We start from the raw sequence: 21382 nt of genomic DNA, 5'->3' as shown, positions 1-21382 counted from the left end.
GCTTTACGCATCTGCGCGAACTCATCGCCTGCCGCCGGCGCCTGTTTGACGACATGCGCGCACTCACCACCTACTGCCACTTTCCCAGCTTGGCAGCCATGATCGAGTTCATGATCCTGGGCCTGACCGAGGGGCCACAGCCTCCGCCTGCTCCTCCTTGAGCGCAAATTGAGAATTGCTGGGGGTTTCCAGCACATGATGAATGAGCCCAGTCTATGCGTAGGGTGGAATGTGGATTGCCTCGTTTCCATCATTGTTGTGTCACGACAACGGCGGGAGGGATGCGGCACGATCCGGCCCGACGGTGCGCCATTCAGCGTCCCAGCCAATACCCGAGCTTGGCCAGCAGCACCTGGGCCGTGATCGGCTTGGAGATGTAGTCGTCCATGCCGGCCGCCAGGCATTTCTCGCGATCGCCGACGATGGCGCCGGCCGTCATCGCGATGATGGGGTGATGCTTGTCCCCGCGCTGGCGCTCCTGCTCGCGGATCCGGCGCGTGGCCTCGAAGCCGTCCATCACCGGCATCTGCACGTCCATCAGCACGACGTCGAAGGCCAACGCCGTCATGAGGCGCACGGCCTCGGCGCCGTTCTCGGCCAGCGTGACCTGATGGCCCTGGCGCTGCAGCAGCCAGATGGCGAGCTTCTGGTTGGCCGGGTGATCCTCGACCAGCAGCACCCGGCTGGCGCGCGTGCGCCGCTCGGGCTGGTTGGGCGGCGGGCCGCTGGTGGGCAGTGAGCCGGCCTCGGGCAGGGTCTCGCGCCGGCAGGGCAGCAGGAAGCAGAAGCGGCTGCCCAGCCCGGGCTCGCTCGTGAAGCCGATGCTGCCGCCCATCAGCTCGACCAGGTGGCGGCAGATGCTCAGGCCCAGGCCGGTACCGCCAAAGTGGCGCGCGGTCGAGTCGTTCTCCTGGGCGTAGGGCTGGAACAACAAGGCCTGCTGTTCATGCGCGATGCCGGCGCCGGTATCCGTCACGGTGAACCTGAGTCGCTCGCTGCCGTCGGCCTGCCGGGTCACGCTGACATCCAGATCGACGCTGCCCTGGGCGGTGAACTTGATGGCGTTGGACAGCAGGTTGAGCAGGACCTGGCGCAGACGGGTCGGGTCACCCAGCACGACCTCGGGGACCTCGGGCGCCAGTTCGCAGACCAGGGCCAGGCCCTTGTCGCGGGCTGGTGTCGCCACCAGCCGGACGGCGTCGTCGATCAGCGGCTTGAGCGCGAAGGGCACGCGCTCGACCGTGAACTTGCCCGCCTCGATCTTGGACAGGTCCAGGATGTCGTTGATGATGGTCAGCAGCGCGTCGGCCGAGCTCTTGACGATGCTGAGGTATTCGCGCTGTCGCGCGTCGAGTCCGGTTTCCAGCGCGAGGGCGGTCATGCCCAGGATGCCGTTCATCGGCGTGCGGATCTCGTGGCTCATGTTGGCCAGGAATTCGCTCTTGCGCCGGTTGGCCGCTTCGGCGGCCGCGCAGGCACGTTCGAGCTCCAGCCTGGCGCCCGCGCATTCACGCCCCTGGCGGGCGAGGTTGGCCACCAGCTGCAGCAGATCGTCTGCCTCCGCAGCGGCGGGTGCCGGGACGCCAGGGGCTTGCAGCGCGGTGATGGCCTCGCGCAGGCAGGTGATCGCCCGCGCTCGTTCGGCCGGCCAGGCGGTCCCGGCTTGGTGCGGCTGCGCGGCGCGGGCTGCCGGCGAGTTGGAGGCGGACGGGTGGGGCTCTTGCTGCATGGTGCGAATCTAGCAAATTCCGTCGGAAAAAACCGGTAGCCCGCGTGCTGGCCCGTGGCGATAATGGGCTGCGCCAGCGTCCGGCCTGCCGGGCCAGGCGGGACTCGCTCAAGCCTGTACGAGATACCGGAGACGACATGGTCATCACTGCCGCCGACCGCCCTTGGCTGGCCCATTACCCGCCCGGCATGCCGGCCGACATCGACCCCGGCCAGTACCGCTCCCTGGTCGAGCTGCTGGAGCACAGCTTTGCTCGCCATGCGGACCGCACCGCCTGCAGCTTCATGGGCTGCGATTTCAGTTATGCCGAACTCGACCGCCACTCGCGCGCATTGGCGGCCTGCCTGCAGGGCCTGGGCCTGCGGCGCGGCGAGCGCATCGCGGTCATGTTGCCCAATCTGCCCCAATACCCGGTCGCGGTGGCCGCCATCCTGCGCGCCGGCTGCGTGCTGGTCAATGTCAACCCGCTCTACACGCCGCGCGAGCTCGAACAGCAGCTGCGCGATTCGGGCGCCAGCGCCATCGTCGTGCTCGAGAACTTTGCCGCCACGCTGCAGGCCTGCCTGGCGCGCACCGGGGTGCGGCATGTCTTGCTGTGCGCCGTCGGCGACATGCTGGGTCCGTTCAAGGGGGCGCTGGTCGACTTCATGCTGCGCCATGTGCGCCAGCGGGTACCGCCCTACCAGCTGCCGCGGGCGCTGCGTTTCCAGGACGCGCTGGCGCGGGGCCGCCGCCTGCCGCTGAACCAACCCGAGCTCGGCCCCGATGACCCCGCGTTGCTGCAGTACACCGGCGGCACCACCGGCGTGCCCAAGGGGGCGCTGCTGCTGCACCGCAACCTGATCGCCAACGTGCTGCAGTCCGGCGCCTGGAACGCTCCGGCGCTGCGCCGGTTGCCGCCCGGCGAGCCGGTCTGCTACGTCTGTGCGCTGCCGCTGCACCATATCTTCGCCTTCACGGTCTGCATGCTGCTGTGCCTGCACGATGGTGGCCGCTTCGTGCTGATTCCGGACCCGCGCGATCTGCGCTCGATGATCCGGACGCTGGCCAGGCAGCGCATCCACATCTTCCCGGGCGTCGACACGCTGTTCCGGGCGCTGCTTGACCACCCGGATTTCGGCCAGGTCGACTGGAGTCAGCTGCTGGTCTCGGTCGGTGGTGGCATGACGGTACAGGCCGAGGTGGCGCGCCGCTGGCTGGAGCGCACCGGCTGCCCGATCTGCGAGGGCTATGGCCTGTCCGAGGCCAGCCCCACGGTCAGCTGCAACCCGGTGGTCGGCGGCGCTTTCGACGGTTCGATCGGGCTGCCGCTGCCGGGCACGCAGATGATGTGCATCGACGAGGCCGGCGCCGAGGTGGCGCCCGGCCAGCCCGGCGAGATCGCGGTCCGCGGGCCCCAGGTCATGGCGGGCTACTGGCAACGCCCGGACGAGACGGCACGGGTCATGCTGCCGGGCGGCTGGCTGCGCACCGGCGACATCGGCATCATGGACGAGGGAGGTGGTTTCCGCCTGGTCGACCGCAAGAAGGACCTGATCCTGGTCAGCGGCTTCAAGGTCTACCCGAGCGAGGTCGAGTCGGTCGTGGCCGAGCTGCCCGGCGTGCTCGATTGCGCCGCCGTCGGCCTGCCCGATCCGCGTTCGGGCGAGCTGGTCGGGCTGTTCGTCATCAGGCGCGATCCTCGGCTCGACGAGCACCAGATCCGCGACCACTGCCGCACGCGCCTGACCGGCTACAAGCGGCCGCGCCGGATCGAGTTCCGCGACGCGCTGCCGAGGAACCCGCTCGGCAAGGTGCTGCGCCGCGCGCTGCGCGATGCCGAGCTGGAGCGGTCGAGGACCAGCCAGGGGCAATAATCGCGCCATGGGACAAAGAATCGCGATCATCAGCGCGCTGCACGAGGAACTGGCCGAGCTGCTGGCCCTCATGCCCGACGAGCACCAGACTGCCGTGGCCGGCCGCCAGTTCTGGCGCGGCCGCCTGCACGGCCACGAGGTGATCGCGGTGCTGTCGGGCATCGGCAAGGTGGCGGCGGCCACCACCACCGCGGTGCTGCTGGAGCGTTTCAGGCCGCAACAGGTGATCTTCACCGGCGTGGCGGGCGGCATCGGGGACGGCGTGGCGGTCGGCGACATCGTGGTCGGCAGCCGCTACCTGCAGCACGACATGGATGCCTCGCCGCTGTTTGCGCGCCACGAGCTGCCGGGCTACGGCCTGTCGCGCTTTCCGGCCGATCCGGCCCTGCTGCGGCTGATGTGGCAGGCGGCCGAGGAGGCCATCGCCTGGCTGCCCGGGCGGCTCGACGCCGCCACCCGCGCGGCCTTCGGCCTGCAGGCGCCGCGCGTGCACAGCGGCAAGATCGTCACCGGCGACCGCTTCGTCGCCACCGAGGCCGAGAGCCGCGCGCTGCGCGCCGAACTGCGCGAGGCGCTGGCGGTCGACATGGAGAGCGGCGCGGTGGCGCAGGTCTGCCACGATTATTCAGTGCCCTTCTGCGCCGTGCGCACCATCTCGGACCGCGCCGACGACCAGGCCCATGTCGACTTCCCGGCCTTCCTGCAGCAGGTCGCGCGCCACTACAGCGGCCGCATGCTGGAGGTCGCGCTCAGGCTGCTGTGAGCCAGCGGGCAGCACGGGCACGCGGCTGGCCAGCCGCCACGCTCACTTGAGCCAGCCGCGCTTGCGGAAGTAGAGCATCGGGCCGACCGCCGACGCGACCATCAGGCACAGCGCGGCCGGGTAGCCCCAGCTCTGGGTCAGCTCGGGCATGTACTGGAAGTTCATGCCGTAGATGCTGGCGATCAGCGTCGGTGGCAGCAGCGCGACGCTGGCGACCGAGAAGATCTTGATGATCTTGTTCTGGTTGATGTTGATGAAGCCGACCGTGGCGTCCATCAGGAAGTTGATCTTGTCGAACAGGAAGGCGGTGTGGCTGTCGAGCGAGTCGAGGTCGCGCAGGATCTGGCGCGCGTCCTCGAACTGTTCGGCGCCGAGCATGCGGGTGCGCATCATGAAGCTGACCGCGCGCCGGGTATCCATCACGTTGCGCCGGATGCGGCCCGCCATGTCCTGGTGGCGCGCGATCGCCGCCAGCACCTCGCCGGCCTTGTTGTCCGTCACGTCACCGGCCAGCACCTGGCGGCTGACCTCGTCGAGCTCGTCGTAGATGCCCTCGACCGTGTCGGCGCAGTATTCGGCGTCGGTGTCGAACAGGCTCAGCAGCACGTCCTTGGCGTCGGTGATCAGGCCTGGCATGCGGCGCGCGCGCAGGCGCAGCAGGCGGAACACCGGCACATCCTCGTCGTGGATCGAGAACAGCACGCCATGGCTGTTGAGTTCGGGGTTCTGCTGGTTCAGGATGAAGGCTACCCGCACCGAGCGCGGTTTTTCCTCGTCATCGATCAGGAAGTCCGAGCGGATATGCAGCTCGCCGTTGTCTTCCTCGAAGAAGCGCGCCGACTCCTCGATGTCCTCGTCCATCGCGTCCTCGGGGATCGACAGCCCGAAATGCTGGCGCACCCAGCGCCGCTCCTCGGGCGTGGGCGATTCGAGATCGACCCAGATCGGCTTGAAGCGGGCCAGTTCCTCCAGGGAGTCGATTTCTTCCTGGAACAGACGGCCGTTGGCCAAGGTGAAGACGTTGAGCATGGGCGGACTCCCGGGGCGGATGGGGGGCGGGGCGAAACGGCGTTCGCCAGGGCGGTGAGAGGGATGCTTTCAGCCGCCAGCCCGGTCCCCCGGCCGGCCCTTGCCGGATTCAGGAGCGCCGCGCCAGCACTGAAAGCAGGCGACTGGGGCTGCTTTCCATGGGGTTTTCCGGTATTGAGTTCAACCCGGATTATGGCATCGGAGTCGGCGCTTTTTCGGGCCTTGCCGACTCGCCGCGCAGGGATGGCGACCTGGATCAACGGTCATGAAAATGGCGATCGAAAAAACGCTCAATCCGCTTGCCAGCCCCGGCACAAGCCGGCATAGTGGAGTCGGAAATCGCGATTTCCACCGCTGTCCCAGGACGGCGGCATGGTCAATCCGAGCATAGGAGTCCCCTGTATGAACCTGACGATCAGCGGTCATCACCTCGAAGTCACGCCTGCGCTGCGCAGCTATGTCACCGAAAAACTCGACCGCATCAAGCGGCATTTCGATCAGGTCGTCGACATCAAGGTCCTGCTGTCGGTGGACAAGCTCACCGAGAAGGATCTGCGCCAGAAGGCCGAATGCAACATCCACATCAAGGGCAAGGACATCCACGCCGAGAGCACGCACGCCGATCTCTATGCCGCCGTCGATGAACTCGCCGACAAGCTCGATCGCCAGGTGCTGCGCCACAAGGACAAGCTGCAGGAGCATCATCACGAGAGTGCCAAGCGCGCCCCGCAGTGAGTTCCGGCCCGCTGTGGCACAATGCCCATAGCGCGAAAAGCCGCTTGACGCATCAAGCGGCTTTTTTCGTTTTTCCGCGTCTGCTTGATGTGGTTAGGCATAATTTCCGCTTCCCCCCCGAGGCTGTCACATGAATCGACTCTCTGTCATATTGCCTGCTGACCAAGTTCTGGTGGCCGTCGACGCCACCAGCAAGAAGCGCGCTTTCGAGGAAGCGGGCCTGCTGTTCGAAACGCTGCACGGTCTCAATCGTGCCCTGGTCACCGACAGCCTGTTTGCCCGCGAACGGCTGGGTTCGACCGGCCTGGGCCATGGCGTGGCCATTCCGCATGGCCGCATCAAGGGCCTCAAGCAGCCGCTGGCCGCGGTGTTCCAGCTGGCGCACCCGATCGGCTTCGACGCGCCCGACGAACAACCCGTCAACCTGCTGATCTTCCTGCTGGTGCCCGAGGCCTCGACCCAGAAGCACCTGGAGATCCTGTCCGAGATCGCCGAGCTGCTCAGCGACGGCGTGCTGCGCGACCGCATGAAGGCCAGCGCCGACGCGGCCGCCTTGCACCAGCTGATCGCCAGCTGGCAGTCGGTCCACAGCGCCGCCTGAGCCTCGCGCGATGAAACCCAAGGTCATCAGCGCCGACGCGCTGTTCGAGGACCACCGCGAAAGCCTGGGCTGGCAGTGGCTGGCCGGGCTGAGCGCTTCCGAGCGCCGCTTCGACGAGCTGGCGATCCAGCAGGCGCGCTCGAGCGCCGATCTGGTCGGCCACCTCAATTACATCCATCCCTACCGCATCCAGGTGCTGGGCGAGCGCGAGGTGCGCTATCTGGTCCACTCGGGCCAGGACGACTGCCGGCGCCGGGTCTCGCGCATCGTCACGCTCGAGCCGCCGGTGCTGGTGGTGGCCGACGGCCAGCCGGCGCCCGACGCGCTGGTCTCGATGTGCGAGCGCGCGCATATTCCGCTGTTCTCGACCGGCGGTTCATCGGCCCATGTGATCGACGTGTTGCGCGCCTATCTGGCCCGCCATTTCGCCGAGCGCGCGACGCTGCACGGCGTCTTCATGGACATCCTGAGCATCGGCGTGCTGATCACCGGCGAGTCCGGCCTGGGCAAGAGCGAGCTGGGCCTTGAGCTGATCTCGCGCGGCAACGGGCTGGTCGCCGACGACGCGGTCGACCTCTACCGCATCAACCAGAACACGATCGAGGGTCGCTGCCCCGAGCTGCTGCAGAACCTGCTGGAGGTGCGCGGCATCGGTCTGCTCGACATCAAGCAGATCTTCGGCGAGACCGCGGTGCGGCGCAAGATGCGGCTCAAGCTGATCGTGCACTTGGTGCGCAAGGAGACGATGGAACGCGACTACGAGCGCATGCCTTCCGAGCCGCTCTACCAGGACGTGTTGGGGGTGCCGGTGCGCAAGGCCGTGATCCAGGTCGTGGCCGGGCGCAACATCGCGGTGCTGGTCGAGGCCGCCGTGCGCAACACCATCCTGCAGCTGCGCGGCATCGACACCTACGCCGAGTTCGCGCAGCGCCAGCGCGAGGCGATGGAGCGCGGGATGCGCTGAAGCTTGCGCGCGCCCGTCAGCGGCGGGCGCGGGCGCGGTGTTCGCAGTCGGGCTTGTCGCAGCTGGCGTACAGCGACAAGGCGTGTTCCTGCAGCTTGAAGCCGCGCTCCCGCGCGATCTGATGCTGGCGCCGTTCGATCTCGGGGTCGTAGAACTCCTCGACCCGACCGCAGTCGAGGCAGACCAGATGGTCGTGGTGCTGGCCTTCGTTGAGCTCGTAGACCGCCTTGCCCGACTCGAAGCTGCTGCGCGTCAGCAGGCCGGCCTGCTCGAACTGCATCAGCACCCGGTAGACGGTGGCCAGGCCGATGTCGGAGCGGGCCTCGAGCAGCACGCGGAACACATCCTCGGCCGTCATGTGGCGCTGGCGGCTGTTCTGGAACACCTCCAGGATCTTGAGGCGCGGCAGGGTGGCTTTGAGTCCGGTGCTCTTGAGTTCTTCGATGTTGGACATGGGTGGCTGGCTCGCTGTGATCCCTCGCGGGCCCGGGCCCGGCGGGGTCCGAGCCGGCACCGGCTTGGGCCTCGCCCCAAGGGCTACAATGCCTCGGATCATATCGCCATGCGCCCCCGGCCGCGCAGGGTTCACCCATTGACCGCAGAGACATGATGTTCAAACCTCGCACTATGCGCGCCCGCGCACTGGGGGCCACCGTGGTCGCCGTTTCGGCCCTGCTGGCTCTCTCCGGCTGCTCCAGCGCGGACAAGGTCGGTGCCGCGGTCGGTTCGCTCGGTGGCGTGCTGACGCCCTACAAGAGCGATGTGCTGCAGGGCAACGTGGTGACCCGCGAGCAGGTCCAGGCCCTGTCGCCCGGCATGCCGCGCGAGCAGGTGCGCAGCATCCTGGGCACGTCGCTGCTGGCCAGCGCCTTCCACGCCGACCGTTGGGACTATGTGTTCACCTTCCGTCGCCAGGGCCAGCCGCCGCAGCAGCGCAAGGTGACCGTGTTCTTCCGCCAGGATCTGCTCGAGCGCGTGCAGGCCGACGCGCTGCCGTCCGAGCAGGAGTTCGTCTCGTCGCTCGATGTGCGCCGCAAGGGCGACAAGGTGCCGCCGTTGCAGGCGACCGAGGCCGAGCTCAAGGCCTTCGCCGACAAGAACCGCCAGCCGGCCGAGTCCGAGCAACCCGCCCCTGCCGCCGCGCCCGCGGCGAGCTATCCGCCTCTCGAATCCCGTTAATCCGCCATGAGCAACTCCCTTCACCGCGTCTGCATCGCAGGCGCCAGCGGCCGCATGGGCCGCATGCTGATCGAAGCCGTCCAGAATGCCGACGACTGTGTCCTGAGCGCCGCGCTCGACCGGGCCGGCAGCCCCGCGCTGGGCCTGGACGCCAGCGGCTTCATGGGCCAGGCCAGCGGCGTGGCGATCGCGTCCGAGCTCGACGCGATGGCTGGCAGCCAGTACCTGATCGACTTCACCCGCCCCGAGGGCACGATGGAGCATCTGCGCGCCTGCGTCCGGCATGGCGTCAAGCTGATCATCGGCACCACGGGCTTTTCCGACGAGCAGAAGGCCGAGATCGCCGAGGCGGCCAAGCACATCTCGATCGTGATGGCGCCCAACATGAGCGTCGGCGTCAACGTGACCCTGAAGCTGCTCGAAATGGCCGCCAAGGCGCTGAGCACGGGCTACGACATCGAGATCATCGAGGCGCATCACCGCCACAAGGTCGACGCGCCCAGCGGCACCGCGCTCAAGATGGGCGAGGTGATCGCCGACGCGCTCGGACGCGACCTCAAGGACTGCGCGGTCTACGAGCGCTACGGCCACACCGGCGAGCGCGACCCGTCGAGCATCGGTTTCGCGACCGTGCGCGGCGGCGACATCGTCGGCGACCACACCGTGCTGTTCGCCGGCATCGGCGACCGCATCGAGATCACGCACAAGTCCAGCAGCCGCGCCACCTACGCCCAGGGCAGCCTGCGCGCCGCGCGCTTCCTGGCCGACGAGCCGACCGGCCTCTACGACATGTTCGACGTGCTCAGCCTGCGCTGAGCCAAGCCCGGGCAGTTCACCAGGCTGCAGAGCACCGCATGAGCATGTTTGGCATCAGGCAAGGCCATGTCAGTCCGCTAGACGAGAGCAAGCCCCACGAGCCGTTCGGCTTGTGGGTGTTTCTGGGGCTGGCGCTGGTGATCATGGTGCTGGCGCGCAGCGAGCATTACCTGCTGTTTCACACGATGGCCGAGATTACCGCCATCATGGTGAATTTCTCGATTTTCTCGCTGGTCTGGACCACTCGCCGGCACCTGTCCAGCGGCTACCTCGCCTTGCTGGGATCGGCCTATGGAGCGATCGGGGTCGTCGATATCTTCCATGCCCTGACCTTCAAGGGCATGACCCTGCTGCCGGGTGTCACGTCCAGCCATCCGACCCAGTTCTGGCTGATCGCACGTCTGATCGAGGCGGTGGCCGTCGTGCTCGCGCCACTGCTCATCCGCCGTCGGGTGGATTTCCTGCGCTCGGCCCTGGCCTTCGGTCTGGTCGGCGGCCTCGGCGTGATCGCCGTGCTCAAGGGTTGGCTGCCGCCCACCTTCGAGGACGGCGTGGGCTTGACGCCCTTCAAGATCGTCATGGAATACGCGATCATCGGCCTGACGCTGGTCGGGATGGCCTTGCTGTGGCGCCATCGGGATCACTTCACGAACAAGGTTTTCTGGCTGCTCGTGGGGTCCCTGTGGTCGGCGGCGATCACGGAATTCTGCTTCACCCAGTATGTCGATTTCCACGATTTCTCGAACGAGATCGGGCATTACTTCCGCCTGTTCTCCGCCGTGTTCGTCTATCTGGCGATCGTCGTGACCGGCGTGCGACAGCCCGCTGAGCAGCTCTTCGCCCGCTTGAAGGAGGAAGAGCAGAAGCTGCACGACACGAATCTGCGGCTGCTCCAGACCAGCCGGCAGCTCAATCAGGCGCAGGGCGTGGCCCATATCGGTAGCTGGTACCTGGACATCCCGAACCAGCAGCTCGCCTGGTCGGACGAGACCTACCGCCTGTTCGCTGTCCCGCAGGGTACGCCGGTTAGCCTGGGGCTGTTCACGTCCTACGTCCTTGAGGAAGACCGGCTCCGCTTATCCGAAGCGTGGCAGGCTGCCGTGGCGGGTGCCGAGTACGACATCGAGCACCGCATTGTCGTGGCGGGCGAAATACGCTGGGTCAGGGAACGCGCCGAGATCCGGCGCGGCGCTGACGGCGTGGCGCTCGAGGGCGTGGGCACCGTGCAGGACATCACCAGGCGGGTGCAGACCGAGCGGACCTTGCGCGAAAGCGAGGACAGGTTGCGTGCGATCATCGATACCTCGCCGGTACCGATGCTCATCAGCACCTCGCACCAGATTGCCTCCGTGAACCAGGCTTTCGTCAAGATCTTTGGCTACACCGCGAACGAGCTGCTGACCCTGGAGGGTTTCCGGTCCAAGGTCTATCCTGATCCGGACTACCGCCAGCAGGTGATCGAGGAGTGGCAGGCTCGGCGCGAGATTTCCAATCGCGACGGCACGCCGTTCGAGCCGATCGAGGTACGCATCCGTTGCAAGGACGGCAGTTTCAAGACGGTGCTCGGTGAATCGGCTGCCCTGCCAGGACGCGACCTGCATCTGGCCACGCTGGTGGACATCACCCCGCAAAAGAATGCCCTGGCTCGCATGGAGGTGTTGCTGGAAACGGCCATCGACGGCATCCATATCCTCGACGAGGCGGGCAATCTCGTGGAATGCAGCCCGTCCTTCGCGCGCATGCTGGGCTACCAGCAGCAAGAGATCCGTGGCCTGAACCTGTCCGACTGGGGTACCCGTCTGTCCAGGGACCAGATCGTGGCCGGGATCCGTCGCCTGATGGAGCAGCCGGCTGTCTTCGAAACCCGCCATCGCCGCAAGGATGGCTCGCTGTTCGATGTGGAGATCAGCGCCAAGGGCATCCTGCTCGACGGCCATCTCCATCTGTATGCCTCCAGCCGCGACATCACGGAGCGCAAGCGCCTGGAGTCGGTGCTGGTGGTCGCCAAGGAGGCCGCCGAGGCGGCCAACCTCGCCAAGAGCCAGTTCCTGGCCACCATGTCGCACGAGATCCGCACGCCGATGAATGGCATCCTCGGCATGGCGCAGCTGCTGTTGCCGCCCGAGCTGCCGGATGCCGAGCGCATCGATTACGCGCGCACCATCCTGAATTCCGGCCAGACGCTGCTGACCCTGCTGAACGACATCCTCGACATGGCCAAGGTCGATTCGGGCAAGCTGGTGCTGGAGTCGACCGTCTTTGATCCGGCCCGGATGCTGGGCGAGCTCAAGTCGCTTTTCGCCACCTCGGCGCGCAGCAAGGGGCTGAGGATCGAATTCCGCGGGTTGGGAAAGGCGAATCACTATCGTGGCGATCCGCATCGGCTGCACCAGATGGCATCCAACCTGATCACCAATGCCATCAAGTTCACCGAGCAAGGCTCGGTCCTCATCGAAGCCAGCGAACAGGCCGCGCCGGATGGCAAGGCCCTGCTCAGGTTCGCGGTCACGGACACGGGCATCGGCATCTCCGCCGACCGACTGCCCTCCCTGTTCAAGGCCTTCACCCAGGCCGACAGTTCGATGACCCGCAAGTACGGCGGCACCGGCCTGGGCCTGTCGATCGTCCGCAGCCTCGCCAACTTGATGGGCGGTACGGTCGGGGTGGAGAGCGTACCCGGCCAAGGTTCCTGCTTCTGGTTCCAGGTCTGTCTCGACACGGTGGCCGCCGTCGAGGAGCATCGCCAGCTCGCCCGGACCGGCGTCGCCCCTGGCGACGAGGCCAAGGCCGAGCGGCTGACGGGCCGCATCCTGGTCGTCGAGGACAACGCCACCAACCGCATCATCATCCAGTCCATGCTGCGCAAGATGGGGCTGGAAGTCGCGGTCGCCGAGGACGGGCAGCAAGGCGTCGCGGCGGTGCGGGGCAGCCAGGCCTTCGACCTGGTCATCATGGACATCCAGATGCCGGTGATGGATGGCCGCTCGGCCACCCGGGCCATCCGCGAATGGGAAGGCAGCGGGCAACGCGCGCGACTGCCCATCATCGCCTTGACCGCCGATGCCTATGAGGCCGACCGTCAGCAAGCCATCGCGGCGGGCATGGACGACTTCCTGACCAAGCCGCTCCTCTATGAGGCCTTGCGTGCCGTCATGCTGCGCTGGCTGCCCGGTCGCGTCGTGAAGACAACGGCCTAAAATGCCATCCATTGGCCGGGCGACAGATGCCCGGTTTTTGTTGCCAATACCGCCATGCAAGACAAATACCAGCACCAAGAGATCGAACGCGCCGCGCATGCCCACTGGACGGCGTCCGACGCCTACCGCGTGAGCGAGGACGGCAGCAAGCCCAAGTACTACGCCTGCTCGATGCTGCCGTACCCGAGCGGCAAGCTGCACATGGGCCATGTGCGCAACTACACGATCAACGACATGCTGACGCGCCAGCTGCGCATGCAGGGCTACAACGTCCTGATGCCGATGGGCTGGGACGCCTTCGGCCTGCCGGCCGAGAACGCGGCGCTCAAGAACAAGGTGCCGCCGGCGCAGTGGACCTACTCGAACATCGCCTACATGAAGCAGCAGATGCAGGCGATGGGACTGGCGGTCGACTGGTCGCGCGAGATCGCGACCTGCCAGCCCGAGTACTACAAGTGGAACCAGTGGCTGTTCCTCAAGATGCTCGAAAAGGGCATCGCCTACCGCAAGACCCAGGTCGTGAACTGGGACCCGGTGGACCAGACCGTGCTGGCCAACGAGCAGGTGATCGACGGTCGCGGCTGGCGCACCGGCGCGCCGGTCGAGAAGCGCGAGATCCCGGGCTACTACCTCAACATCACCTCCTATGCCGAGGAGCTGCTGCAGCATGTGCAGCTCGGCAACGAGCGGGCGACGCTCGACGGCTGGCCCGACAAGGTGCGCCTGATGCAGGAGAACTGGATCGGCAAGAGCAGCGGCGTGCGCTTCGCCTTCCCGCACCAGATCCGTGGCCATGACGGCAACCCGATCCAGGACGGCCACCTCTACGTGTTCACCACGCGCGCCGACACCATCATGGGCGTGACCTTCTGCGCCGTGGCGGCCGAGCACCCGCTGGCGCTGCACGCGGCGGAGACGAATCCGGCGCTGGCGGCCTTCCTGGAGGAATGCAAGCAGGGCGGCACGACCGAGGCCGAACTCGCGACCCAGGAGAAGAAGGGCATGCCGACCGGCCTGCTCGTGACCCATCCGCTGACCGGCGAACAGGTGCCGGTCTGGGTCGGCAACTATGTGCTGATGAGCTATGGCGACGGCGCCGTGATGGGCGTGCCGGCGCATGACGAGCGCGACTTCGCGTTCGCGCTGAAATACGACATCGAGATCAAGCAGGTGGTGGGGGTGGCTCCGGCGGCGTCGAGCCAGGGCGCAGGGGATGGAGTGGTCAGGCCGCCGCGCGACGAATCGGAGCTTGTGACTGAGGAGCGCGGCGGTCTGGCCGCTTCGGCCCCGTCTGGCTCCAAGGCGTTCGATGACACCCGCTGGCAGGACTGGTACGCCGACAAGACTGGCGCGCTGGTGTGCGTGAATTCCGGCGCGCTCGACGGCCTGCCCTACCAGGCTGCGGTCGACCAGGTCGCCGCGCTGCTGGCCGCCAAGGGCCTGGGCGAGAAGAAGACCACCTTCCGCCTGCGCGACTGGGGCATCAGCCGCCAGCGCTACTGGGGCACGCCGATCCCGATCATCCACTGTGCCCAGCACGGCTCGGTGCCGCTGCCCGAGCAGGACCTGCCGGTCGTGTTGCCCGAGGACTGCGTGCCGGACGGCAGCGGCAACCCGCTGGTCAAGCACGAGGGCTTCCACGCCGGCGTGACCTGCCCGATCTGCGGCGCGGCGGCGCGGCGCGAGACCGACACCATGGACACCTTCGTGGATTCGTCCTGGTATTTCATGCGCTACTGCGATCCGAAGAACGCCGACGCGATGGTGGCCGAGGGCGCCGACTACTGGATGCCGATGGACCAGTACATCGGCGGCATCGAGCACGCGATCCTGCACCTGCTCTACGCGCGCTTCTGGACCAAGGTCATGCGCGACCTGGGCCTGGTCAAGGTCGACGAGCCGTTCAAGAAGCTGCTGACCCAGGGCATGGTGCTGAACCACATCTATTCCCGCCGCACCGAGAAGGGTGCCAAGGAATATTTCTGGCCGCATGACGTCGAGCATCTGCTCGACGAGGGCGGCAAGATCGTCGGCGCCCAGCTCAAGAACGCGGTCGACAGCGCCGACGGCCTGCTGCCGGTCGGCACCGCGATCGACTACGAGGGCGTGGGCACCATGTCCAAGTCCAAGAACAACGGCGTCGATCCGCAGGACCTGATCGAGAAATACGGCGCCGACACCGCGCGCCTCTACACCATGTTCACCGCGCCGCCCGAGGCGACGCTGGAGTGGAACGATGCCGCCGTCGAGGGCAGCTACCGCTTCCTGCGCCGGGTCTGGAACTTCGGCTACAAGCTGTCGCGCACCGACTGGGCCCAGGCGACCGAGAGCGCGGCGCAGGCCGGCCAGCTCAACGATGTGGCCTTTGGCAAGGAAGCCAAGGCGCTGCGCCGCGAGCTGCACACCGTGCTCAAGCAGGTGGACTACGACTACCAGCGCATGCAGTACAACACCGTGGTCTCGGGCGCGATGAAGATGCTCAATGCGCTCGAAGGCTTCGATGCCGACGCCACGGCCGGCGGCCAGGTCGCGCTGATCGAAGGCTTCGGCATCCTGCTGCGCTGCCTGTACCCGGCGACGCCGCACATCACGCACCAGCTCTGGAGCGGGCTCGGCTACGCCAGCGAGCTCGGCGAGCTGCTCGACGCGCCCTGGCCCCGGGTTGATCCGCTCGCGCTGGTGCAGGACGAGATCGAGCTGATGCTGCAGATCAACGGCAAGCTGCGCGGCTCCATCCTGGTGCCGGCCAGCGCCGACAAGGCCGCGATCGAGGCGGCTGCCGTCGCCAGCGAGCCGGTCCGCAAGCAGGCCGAAGGCGCGACACCGAAGAAGGTGATCGTGGTGCCGGGCCGTCTGGTCAACGTGGTGCTGTAAAGCCCGTGCGCCGCTCGACCTCGCCTCCGTCATCCGGGCCGCTGCTGGCGGCTCATCCCGCGCCCTTGCCGGTCGAGCGCCGCGCCTGGCTGCGTGCCGCCGCTGCCGGCGGACTGGCGCTGGGCCTGGCCGGCTGCGGCTTTCGCCTGCGCGGCGCGCTGCAGCTGCCCTTTGCCAGCCTGCGCACCAACCTGTCGGAACGCAGCGAGATCGGGCGCGAGTTGCGCGCCCAGCTCATCGCCAGTGGCGTGCGCATCGTCGAGCCGGCACGGCCGAACCAGTCGCTGCCGCCGGCCGATGTCGAGCTGACGGTCCTGAGCGAGCAGCGCGAGCGCGCCGTGGTCGGCGTCACCGCGACCGGCCAGGTGCGCGAGCTGCAGCTGCGCGTGCGCTTCAAGTTCCGTGTCCGCAGCGGCCAGGGCCGTGACCTGATCGACGACGTCGAGCTGCTGCAGGAACGCGAGCTCAGCTACGACGAGTCGCTGGTGCTTGGCAAGCAGGTCGAGGAAGAACTGCTCTACCGTGACATGCAGTCCGCTACCGTGCGCCAGCTGATGCGTCGGCTGGCGGCGATCAGGCTCGACAGTGCCCCAGCCGGGCGGCTGAGCGAGTAGCGAGCCGGTCCGGCGTCGGCTTCGACCACCAGCTGGCCTTGGCCCAGTGTCAGGCCCTGGCCAGCCGACACGAAATAGTCGTTCGGATCGCCCGCGGCAGTGACCCAGAGTCGACCGCTCCAGACCTGCAGACGCAGGCCTGAGGCGGTATCCAGGGTTCTGGCCTGTCCGGGCCACAGTTCGAACGGGGATGGTGAAGAGGTCATGAGCGGGTTCCTTCCGGCATGGCTCCACTGTCCTCTGGCTGCACCCCGGCGGAAAGCCACAACGCGGCCCGATTCGCAGCCTGTCAGCCCCGATGGGGCGCCGATCTGTGTGGTTCGAGCCGGCGTCGATCTGTACTGTTCCACCTTGCCGTTTCAGGGCCCGGATTCGGCACAATAGCCCGCATGAGCAACACGTCGTCATCGGTCAAGACACCTCTGTATGCCCAGATCGGGCAGAGGATCGGGCAGATGATCGACGCCCAGGTATTCCGGGTCGGGCAGCGTCTGCCATCGCTGCGCGACTTGGCGTCGCAGAACGGGGTTTCGGTTTCCACGGCGGTGCAAGCCTTCCATTGGCTCGAGGAGCGCCACCTGGTGCTAGCCCGGCCGAAAGCGGGTTATTTCGTGGCCCCGCGCAGCCGCCGGCCAGCCTTGCCCGCGGTCAGTCGCCCACCCAGGCACAGTCTGGTGCTGCAGCGCAAGAGCCGCACCGAAACCATCGCGGTGTTCCAGCCCCAGTGCCAGGAGGTGAGCTTCGGGGCGGGCTACCCGGTGGTCAGCTTTGGTGGTGCCTGTCCGAAAGACCCCCTGTTCTTCGATGACGATCGCGTCCGTGTCGCGCTGGCGCGGGCCACCCGCATCCATCGCCACAGTCTGATCGAATACAGCGACTCGCCGGGCACGCTGGCCTTGCGCGAGGCCGTGGCCCGGCGTGCCCTGCACCTGGGCTGCCAGCTGCTGGCCGATGACCTCATCATCACGTCGAGTTGCATTCATGCGGTCGGGCTTTGTCTGCGGGCCGTGACCAAGCCCGGCGACGTGGTGGCGCTGGAATCGCCGACCCATTTCGGCTTCCTGGATTTGCTGGAATCCCTGAACCTGCGTGTGCTGGAAGTGCCGACGCATCCGAAGCAGGGCCTGTCCTTGCCGGCCTTGCAATTGGCACTCGATACGCAGCCGGTGAAGGTCGTGCTGTCGGTGCCGACCCTGTCCAATCCACTCGGAGCGGTCATGAAGCACGCGGACAAGCGCGCCCTGGTGCAGATGCTGGCCAGCCGGCAGATTCCCCTGATCGAGGACGTGGTCTTCAACGACCTGCTGGCCGCGGACGAGCGGCGCAAGGCTGCCAAGGCGTTCGACCAGGAGGGCGGCGTGATGGTCTGCGGCTCGTTTTCCAAGACCGTGGCGCCCGGGCTGCGCCTCGGCTGGGTCGAGGCCGGGCGCTGGAAGGACAGCGTGAGCATGCTGAAACGGGTCCAGGGCGGCCCGACCAATGTGGTGCTGGAGCAGGCGCTGGCCGACCTGCTGTCACAGGCTGGCTACGAGGCCCGCATGCGCCGTCTGGGCGCAATCATGAAAGACCGGCTGCAACAGGCGCGGTGTCTGATCAGCGACAGTTTTCCTCGTGGCACCCGGGTCAGCGATCCGTCGGCAGGCTACACCCTGTGGGTGGAGCTGCCCGGACAGCTGGATTCGATGGCCCTGTTCCAGCGCTGCGTGGCCGAAGGCATCACCTTCGGGCCGGGCGCGCTGTTCACCGCGACCGACCGCTTCCGCCACTGTCTGCGACTGAGCTTTGCCGGCGCCTGGACCGATATGGAACGGCGGGCACTGGCGCGGATCGGAGAACTGGCCAGGCGCCAGGGCGATGCGCCATGAGTGGGACGGAGCGGGCGCTCAGTTCCCGACGGATCTGACCCGCGTGCGCGGCCGCATCAGCGTGCTCTTGCCGAACAGGCTCTCGATCAGGTCGACCGCCAGCCGCGCGCTGCGGTTGCGCTCGTCGAGCGCCGGGTTGAGCTCCATCAGGTCCAGGCTGGACAGCCGGCCGCTGTCGGCGATCATCTCCATGCAGAGCTGGGCCTCGCGGTAGTTCGGGCCGCCCGCCACCGGGGTGCCGACGCCGGGCGCGATCTCCGGGTCCAGGAAGTCGATATCCAGGCTGACATGCAGATGGGTGTCCGCGTCGACACCGAGCAGCGCCTGCTCCATCGCGTGGCGCATGCCATGTTCGTCGATGTAGCGCATGTCGTAGACCTCCAGGCCCTGCTCATGCACCAGGCGCTTCTCGCCCGGGTCGACACTACGGATGCCGAGCTGGCGCAGCTGCCCGGGCTGCAGCGCGGGTCCTTCACCCCCCAGCCGGGTCAATCCGGGCGGTCCGAGGCCGCACAGGCAGGCTACTGGCATGCCGTGCAGATTGCCACTCGGCGTCAGCTCACGGGTGTTGCAGTCGGCATGGGCGTCGAGCCAGAGCACGCGCAGGCGCCGGCCGCGCTCGCGGCAATGGCGCGCGACCGCGCTGATCGAGCCGATCGCCAGGCTGTGGTCGCCGCCCAGCAGCAGCGGCAAGCGGTCCCGCCGCAGCTCGGCCAGCACGGCCTCGTGCACGCGCCGGTTCCAGGCTATTACCTGGGCCAGATGGCGGTAGCCGTCTTGCGGCGGCTGGTCGGGGTTGGCCGGCCCGTCCAGGTTGCCCTGCTCAAGCACCAGCAGTCCGCGCTGTTCGAGCGCCGCCGCCAGGCCGGCGACCCGCAGCGCCTCCGGCCCCATCGAGGCGCCGCGCAGGCTGGCGCCGATGTCGGTCGGCGCGCCGATCAGGCTGACGGTGGGGCGGGGGTCCATGACATTCTCCTCGCGGTGATGGGTCACTCTACAATCAAACGCGATGCAAGTCCCCGCCCTCCAATTGCCCGCGCTGCTGCAGCGCGGGCTGAAAACCCTCTACACCCTGCACGGTGACGATCCGCTGCTGCAGCAGGAGGCGGCCGACGCGATTCGAGCCACCGCGCGCGCGCAGGGTCACAGCGAGCGCAGCGTCTTCATCGTCGCCGGCGCGCATTTCGACTGGAGCGCGGTGATGGCCGCCGGCGGAGCCCTGAGCCTGTTCGCCGACAAGCAGCTGATCGAGATCCGCATCCCCTCGGGCAAGCCGGGCAAGGAGGGGGCGGCCGCGCTGCAGCAGATCGCCGCCGGGGCGGCCGGCAACGACAGCACGCTCACGCTGGTGCTGCTGCCGCGCCTCGATGCCGCGACCCAGAAGAGCGCCTGGTTCGGCGCGCTCGACACCCATGGCGTGACGGTGCGGATCGATCCGGTCGAGCGCGCCCAGCTGCCGGGCTGGATCGCGCAGCGCCTGCAGCAGCAGGGTCAGCGCGTCGCCTCGGGCGAGCCGGGCCAGCGCACCCTGACCTTCATGGCCGATCGGGTCGAGGGCAACCTGCTGGCCGCGCACCAGGAGATCCAGAAACTGGCCTTGCTCCATCCGCAGGGCGAGCTCAGCTTCGAGCAGGTCGAGAGCGCGGTGCTCAACGTCGCGCGCTACGACCCGTTCAAGTTGGCCGAGGCCGTGCTCGACGGCCAGCCCGCGCGGGTGCAGCGCATGCTCGACGGCCTGCAGGCCGAGGGCGAGGCCGCCGTGCTGGTGCACTGGGCGCTGGCCGACGACATCCGCGCGCTGAATCGTGTCAAGCGCGCGGTCGCCGAGGGCAAGCCGCTGCCGCTGGCCTTGCGCGAGCAGCGGGTCTGGGGCGCCAAGGAAAAGCGTTTCGAGCGCGTGCTGCCACGCCTGAACCCGGCCCAGCTCGCGCAGTGGCTGCAGGACGCGCACAAGGTGGATGGCATCGTCAAGGGGCTGAAGGATGCCGATTGGCCGGCCGATCCCTGGCAGGCGCTGCACCGGCTGGCGCTGTCGGTCTGCCGGGGCAGCATGGCGCGCTAGCCGACCTTCATCGCGGCAGCAGGCCCGCCGCCAGCGAGGCGGCGCGGAAATCGCTCGGCGACAGGCCGGCGTGCTCGCGGAACACGCGGCTGAAATGCGCCCCGTTGTTGAAGCCCCAGGAGAACGCGATGTCGGTGATCGTGCGCGGCTGGTACCGGGGATTGCGCAGGTCGCGCATGCAGGCCTGCAGCCGGCGCTGCAGGATGTAGTGCGCCAGCGTGACCTCCTCGTCGGCGAAGGCCTTGTGCAGGTGGCGCTTGCTGCAGTTGAGCACCTGGGCGATCCGGTCGATCGACAAGGACGGGTCGCGCAGATGCAGGCCGATGTAGTCGCGGATGCGGTCCTTGAACGCCTCCAGCTGGGTGGTCGCGTTGCCCCGCCCGGCCAGCTCCTGCAGCGACAGGCGCACCATTTCGAGGATCAGGTCGCCAGCGCCGCGCGCGGCTTCCGGCGTCATGCTGGGCAGCTCCTGGTAGGTGCTGCGCATGGCCTCGAGTGTCACGCGCGCGATGCCGCTGACGCCACCCACATGGCGGCCCATCAGTGAATCCAGGCGCAGGCCGCGCTCGGCCAGCTGCTCCTTGGGCAGCATGACGATCAGGTGCTGCGAACGCTCGGGGTTGGCGACCTCGTAGCTGCCGGTGGTGTCATAGATGGCCCAGCCGCCCGGCTTGACCCAGGCCTGGCGGCCATGCTGCTCGACCGCCGCGATGCCCTGCCAGGGCGCGACGATCTTGACATAGCTGGCTTCGCTCGTCCGCGCCAGCAGGGGACTGCGGATGACCCGGTGCCGGTTGGCTTCCAGCTTGGTCATGAACACCTCGCCGGCGCGCGCACTGCTGAGCTGTCCGTCGAAACGCGCGGCGCCGTACAGATCGGATTCGAGCCCGAAGAACATCTTGGACATCCAGTCGCACCACGCCCCGGCCTGCTCGCCCTCGGGGAGTTCATCGGTGGAGAACATTTGACCGTTCAGCATGATTCGATTATCAATCCCTCCTGGCGCCATGCCAAGACGGGGATTCCCTAGTCTTCGTGCGCTGTCAGTCAAGTGGTTTGTGCACTCCGGGAAAAGCCCTGCCCCCCCCGGCTGCCTAC

At 67.6% G+C, this 21382-nt stretch carries 18 protein-coding genes; 12 read left to right on the top strand and 6 right to left on the bottom strand.

What is annotated here, in order from left to right:
* Nucleotides 1-313: 313 nt before the first annotated feature.
* Nucleotides 314-1729: an ATP-binding protein gene (locus PHR85_RS12635; protein WP_300054779.1), complete on the bottom strand. Its 1416-nt coding sequence runs from the start codon at nt 1727-1729 to the stop codon at nt 314-316.
* A gap of 137 nt (nt 1730-1866) precedes the next feature.
* On the opposite strand from PHR85_RS12635, the gene PHR85_RS12630 reads away from it, so the two are divergent.
* Complete coding sequence (locus PHR85_RS12630; protein ID WP_300054778.1) at nt 1867-3585, top strand: AMP-binding protein; 1719 nt, start codon at nt 1867-1869, stop codon at nt 3583-3585.
* A 7-nt stretch (nt 3586-3592) separates the two neighbouring features.
* Nucleotides 3593-4348, top strand: a complete 756-nt coding sequence (locus PHR85_RS12625; protein ID WP_300054777.1) for a 5'-methylthioadenosine/adenosylhomocysteine nucleosidase — start codon at nt 3593-3595, stop codon at nt 4346-4348.
* A 42-nt stretch (nt 4349-4390) separates the two neighbouring features.
* Here PHR85_RS12625 and corA read toward each other — a convergent pair whose 3' ends face one another.
* On the bottom strand, nt 4391-5377 hold the full coding sequence (gene corA, locus PHR85_RS12620; protein ID WP_300054775.1) for a magnesium/cobalt transporter CorA: 987 nt from the start codon (nt 5375-5377) through the stop codon (nt 4391-4393).
* A 402-nt stretch (nt 5378-5779) separates the two neighbouring features.
* On the opposite strand from corA, the gene raiA reads away from it, so the two are divergent.
* The 3 genes from raiA (at nt 5780) to hprK (ending at nt 7677) form a co-directional block, all read left to right on the top strand.
* The gene (gene raiA, locus PHR85_RS12615; RefSeq protein WP_300054773.1) at nt 5780-6112 is read left to right on the top strand and encodes a ribosome-associated translation inhibitor RaiA; all 333 of its coding nucleotides are present in this window, start codon (nt 5780-5782) and stop codon (nt 6110-6112) included.
* A 130-nt stretch (nt 6113-6242) separates the two neighbouring features.
* On the top strand, nt 6243-6713 hold the full coding sequence (locus tag PHR85_RS12610) for a PTS sugar transporter subunit IIA (RefSeq protein ID WP_300054772.1): 471 nt from the start codon (nt 6243-6245) through the stop codon (nt 6711-6713).
* 10 nt (nt 6714-6723) lie between these two features.
* The gene (gene hprK / locus PHR85_RS12605; protein WP_300054770.1) at nt 6724-7677 is read left to right on the top strand and encodes an HPr(Ser) kinase/phosphatase; all 954 of its coding nucleotides are present in this window, start codon (nt 6724-6726) and stop codon (nt 7675-7677) included.
* Nucleotides 7678-7693: 16 nt separating this feature from the next.
* Here the strand turns inward: hprK and fur are convergent, their stop codons facing one another.
* Complete coding sequence (gene fur / locus PHR85_RS12600; protein ID WP_300054768.1) at nt 7694-8131, bottom strand: ferric iron uptake transcriptional regulator; 438 nt, start codon at nt 8129-8131, stop codon at nt 7694-7696.
* A gap of 173 nt (nt 8132-8304) precedes the next feature.
* Between fur and PHR85_RS12595 the strand changes: the two genes are divergently transcribed.
* The 5 genes from PHR85_RS12595 to lptE are packed head-to-tail and all read left to right on the top strand — an operon-like array spanning nt 8305 to nt 16357.
* Nucleotides 8305-8856: an outer membrane protein assembly factor BamE gene (locus PHR85_RS12595; protein ID WP_300054767.1), complete on the top strand. Its 552-nt coding sequence runs from the start codon at nt 8305-8307 to the stop codon at nt 8854-8856.
* Between the two features lie 6 nt (nt 8857-8862).
* The gene (dapB, locus tag PHR85_RS12590; RefSeq protein ID WP_300054765.1) at nt 8863-9672 is read left to right on the top strand and encodes a 4-hydroxy-tetrahydrodipicolinate reductase; all 810 of its coding nucleotides are present in this window, start codon (nt 8863-8865) and stop codon (nt 9670-9672) included.
* A gap of 38 nt (nt 9673-9710) precedes the next feature.
* Nucleotides 9711-12869, top strand: a complete 3159-nt coding sequence (locus PHR85_RS12585; RefSeq protein WP_300054763.1) for an MASE3 domain-containing protein — start codon at nt 9711-9713, stop codon at nt 12867-12869.
* Nucleotides 12870-12923: 54 nt separating this feature from the next.
* Nucleotides 12924-15743 carry a leucine--tRNA ligase gene (locus PHR85_RS12580; RefSeq protein WP_300054761.1) on the top strand — a complete coding sequence of 940 codons (2820 nt, stop codon included), beginning with the start codon at nt 12924-12926 and terminating at the stop codon, nt 15741-15743.
* A 5-nt stretch (nt 15744-15748) separates the two neighbouring features.
* A complete protein-coding gene (lptE, locus tag PHR85_RS12575) occupies nt 15749-16357 on the top strand; it encodes an LPS assembly lipoprotein LptE (RefSeq protein ID WP_300054760.1) in 609 nt (202 codons plus the stop codon).
* Here the strand turns inward: lptE and PHR85_RS15240 are convergent.
* Complete coding sequence (locus PHR85_RS15240) at nt 16261-16563, bottom strand: DUF2917 domain-containing protein (protein ID WP_367278747.1); 303 nt, start codon at nt 16561-16563, stop codon at nt 16261-16263. The two genes, lptE and PHR85_RS15240, sit on opposite strands and share 97 nt — an antisense overlap.
* A 183-nt stretch (nt 16564-16746) precedes the next feature.
* On the opposite strand from PHR85_RS15240, the gene PHR85_RS12570 reads away from it, so the two are divergent.
* A complete protein-coding gene (locus PHR85_RS12570) occupies nt 16747-18222 on the top strand; it encodes a PLP-dependent aminotransferase family protein (RefSeq protein WP_300054759.1) in 1476 nt (491 codons plus the stop codon).
* Between the two features lie 18 nt (nt 18223-18240).
* Here PHR85_RS12570 and rocF read toward each other — a convergent pair whose 3' ends face one another.
* Entirely contained in the window at nt 18241-19188 is a 948-nt protein-coding gene (rocF, locus tag PHR85_RS12565; protein WP_300054757.1) for an arginase, read from the bottom strand.
* A gap of 43 nt (nt 19189-19231) precedes the next feature.
* Between rocF and holA the strand changes: the two genes are divergently transcribed.
* Nucleotides 19232-20284 carry a DNA polymerase III subunit delta gene (gene holA, locus PHR85_RS12560; RefSeq protein ID WP_300054756.1) on the top strand — a complete coding sequence of 351 codons (1053 nt, stop codon included), beginning with the start codon at nt 19232-19234 and terminating at the stop codon, nt 20282-20284.
* 7 nt (nt 20285-20291) lie between these two features.
* Here holA and PHR85_RS12555 read toward each other — a convergent pair whose 3' ends face one another.
* Nucleotides 20292-21263 carry a helix-turn-helix domain-containing protein gene (locus PHR85_RS12555; protein ID WP_300054754.1) on the bottom strand — a complete coding sequence of 324 codons (972 nt, stop codon included), beginning with the start codon at nt 21261-21263 and terminating at the stop codon, nt 20292-20294.
* Nucleotides 21264-21382 lie beyond the last annotated feature (119 nt).

Source organism: Malikia sp., assembly GCF_028687635.1.
In the GTDB taxonomy this organism is placed as follows: domain Bacteria; phylum Pseudomonadota; class Gammaproteobacteria; order Burkholderiales; family Burkholderiaceae_C; genus Malikia.
Note: the sequence above shows the minus strand (reverse complement) of the source record. Positions and strands in the feature narration are given on the sequence as shown.